4 protein-coding genes are annotated in these 2,657 nt (G+C 45.8%); all 4 read right to left on the bottom strand.

The window, feature by feature from the left end; genetic code table 11:
* Positions 1-912 (bottom strand): DUF3871 family protein (locus QZY09_RS08690; protein WP_295671117.1); only part of this gene is annotated, 912 nt, incomplete at its 3' end.
* A gap of 10 nt (positions 913-922) precedes the next feature.
* Positions 923-1,432: a hypothetical protein gene (locus tag QZY09_RS08685; RefSeq protein WP_295671114.1), complete on the bottom strand. Its 510-nt coding sequence runs from the start codon at positions 1,430-1,432 to the stop codon at positions 923-925.
* Between the two features lie 21 nt (positions 1,433-1,453).
* Entirely contained in the window at positions 1,454-1,690 is a 237-nt protein-coding gene (locus QZY09_RS08680; protein ID WP_295671109.1) for a hypothetical protein, read from the bottom strand.
* A gap of 195 nt (positions 1,691-1,885) precedes the next feature.
* Complete coding sequence (locus QZY09_RS08675; protein WP_295671107.1) at positions 1,886-2,338, bottom strand: hypothetical protein; 453 nt, start codon at positions 2,336-2,338, stop codon at positions 1,886-1,888.
* Positions 2,339-2,657 lie beyond the last annotated feature (319 nt).

Genomic DNA, 2,657 nt, shown 5'->3' with positions numbered 1-2,657 from the left:
GTCAAGGAAAGTGTCGATGTAGCTTGTCTTGTTAGCGCCTGTAAACAAATTATATAAATTCCACAGGTTAACGGAACCGTCCTCACGGCAGCTGAAGGCTTCATCCCTGTAATAATCCTTTGCCAGGGCACCAAGCTGGGTATCATTAAACAGCAATTCCGGGACATCCTTTTTTATGCCGTTGGGCAGGTTGGGGTACAATCTCGCCCGGCCAAGTAAGAGCGCAAACTGTTGTTCGGTAAGGTTGTAATCGGGCAATTGTTTCATCTGGTCCAGGTGCAGCGTGGGGTTGTACTGGTTGATCATTTGATAAATCCCGTCCATCAGCTGCTTCGGTGATTTTACTTTTAGGTCACGGACGAACCCATCGGACCAAACACAGAGATTGGTGCATACCCGGTTCTGAAATCCGATGAACAGTTTAAAATGCTCATCCGTTCCTTTGCGGGCGTACATGTTGTCCAGGTTATACGCTTTAATGCCGCCGATTGTGAGGGATAATTCCTGTCCGCTTACTGTGTCCCTGATAGTTGGGATTTCCATCAGGAACGCCATGCGCTCATAATAGATGGTTTTCTCATTTTCCAGCAGGTCCTTAGCCAGCTTGTGCTTTGCTTCCGGTATGCGGCCTTTGATCGGATGGCTTAACCGGATGGTCGGCTGAAGGATCACCTCGCCACGGTAGGCATGGCTAACCACTTCGCTCATTACATCAACAAATTCTGCCTGGCTTATTACCGGCTCATTGTCCTTTATAAACACGGGGATAACGTGCTGATTTCTTATTTCATCCAGTGAAGCCGGTTCGGTGTTGGCTTCAATAAAAGGCTTATCTGTCGAGGCTATATGCTCAATGGCCTTGATCGGTTCGGACAGCACCAATACCGCTGTTTCTTTTGGTTCTCTTTTCATGGTAATAGGATTAAGATTTAACAGGTGTTTTTGATTTGGCGTTGGGTTCAAGTTGCTTTCTCCGTCCTGAATATTCAGCATTCAGTAATACCTGGAATTCGGGATACGTATTGAAGATCTCCCGGAGTGTTTGCATGCTGCCGCTGGTTCTGATCATATCAGTGACAGCCTCTTTAGAGATACCCGACTGGCACCATTTGAGTATTTGCTGCCCGGTAGCCTCGTTAGGCGTAAATTGTGGTTTGTCCATATACAATCCGGTACGATCCTTAGTAGCTACCGCATGGTGTTTTACGTCCATTTCAAGAACGAGCGTTAGTTCATAGTCGAGACCTTCACGCTGAACCGCAGACAAACCAATTTTTTCAGGTACTTGCTTACCATTCTTTTCGCTCAATACGTATTCAACTTTTGACCTTAAGGTGCAGATAACATGTACCGGGCTTTGAAGAATGGTATTTATAAAAATCTGGTGCCTCGGCGTTAATTTTGCCCAGTTTGTGAAACTGTTACCGACCATGTTTCCATGCTCTTCCAATATTCAACCCTGGCCTGACCATTCATGGCTCGTGCTATCGGCAATGATTACCTCAATACCGGACTGCTCACAAAGGTTAATTGCCTCTATGTATCGTTCCGGCGTAAATGGCGGTGTGAGGTGCAGCACCTGAAAGTTCCCCAGGTGTGAATAGAGTTCGGAACTCCTGTTCTCGGTATCTATGACCGCGATTTTGGTCCAGTCACCGACCAGTCCAAATGCTATTAATAACGCGGACATGGTCTTGCCCGAACCGCTTGGACCCTGGAGGCCAAGCCGGATTTTTGCATTTCTGCGCTGTGCTGTTTGTAATTGCATGATTTGATTATTAATGGTGAGAGATATGCACCAGCGTTGTTCGAACTCGTGCGTGAGCTGACAAAGTCACTGATACGTGGTAAAAAACTCAATAAAAAAAGGGCCGAAGCCCTTCCCTTAAAATGCCAATGCTTTCTTCTTGCCCTTGATAACTTTGTCATCAGGGATGACGTTCTCTTCGAATACGGACGCCTGCACATTTGTTACTACCTTTCTGCCTTTCCGCATTTCAATGGTAATTGAATAGCTGGTGTTCGCTTGCATACCAACATAAAAGGTATCAGGGATGACCAGATTTTTAGCGCCGGGCCTTGTTGATAGCTCAAAGGTTTCCTTTCCTTTGCCATCGGCCAAAGTCATTGTGCCCGCTACGATGGGTAATGCCCAATCGCCCGAACTTGTACCTTTAACATTCAGGATACCAAAGGCACCCTTTTCTGCTGTTAAAAATTCATGGATACCTTCAGGAATTGTTAATCCGCCCGATAAGCTTTTTGCTCCATTTTTCACGGCCTCGGCTAATTTGGCCGATTGTTCGCCGTTGTTTACGGCTGTAATAGAAGTTGTCATAATTAATAAATTTTTGATTAGAAATTAATAAATGAATTGTTTGATTTGCGTTACTCTCCCGGCATGGCGGGGGGCTTGCGACGCAAACACCGGAGGTGGCTGTGATGAATGGGGTGGTGCTGGCATACGGACATACAGTCCGAACTTGTTTAGCGAGGCACCGGGGGGGGCTTTGCAAATACCTGCGCATCGGGATTTTGTATATACCTACCTATACATAATGAAATAGAGACACACACCTGCATCAAAAAAAGAATAGCAGTCAACTATTTTTTTTCAACTGTATCGAGGATAGCTCGACGTAGTGAAACATAAACAT

This window comes from uncultured Mucilaginibacter sp. (assembly GCF_903913935.1).
In the GTDB taxonomy this organism is placed as follows: Bacteria; Bacteroidota; Bacteroidia; order Sphingobacteriales; family Sphingobacteriaceae; genus Mucilaginibacter.
Note: the sequence above shows the minus strand (reverse complement) of the source record. Positions and strands in the feature narration are given on the sequence as shown.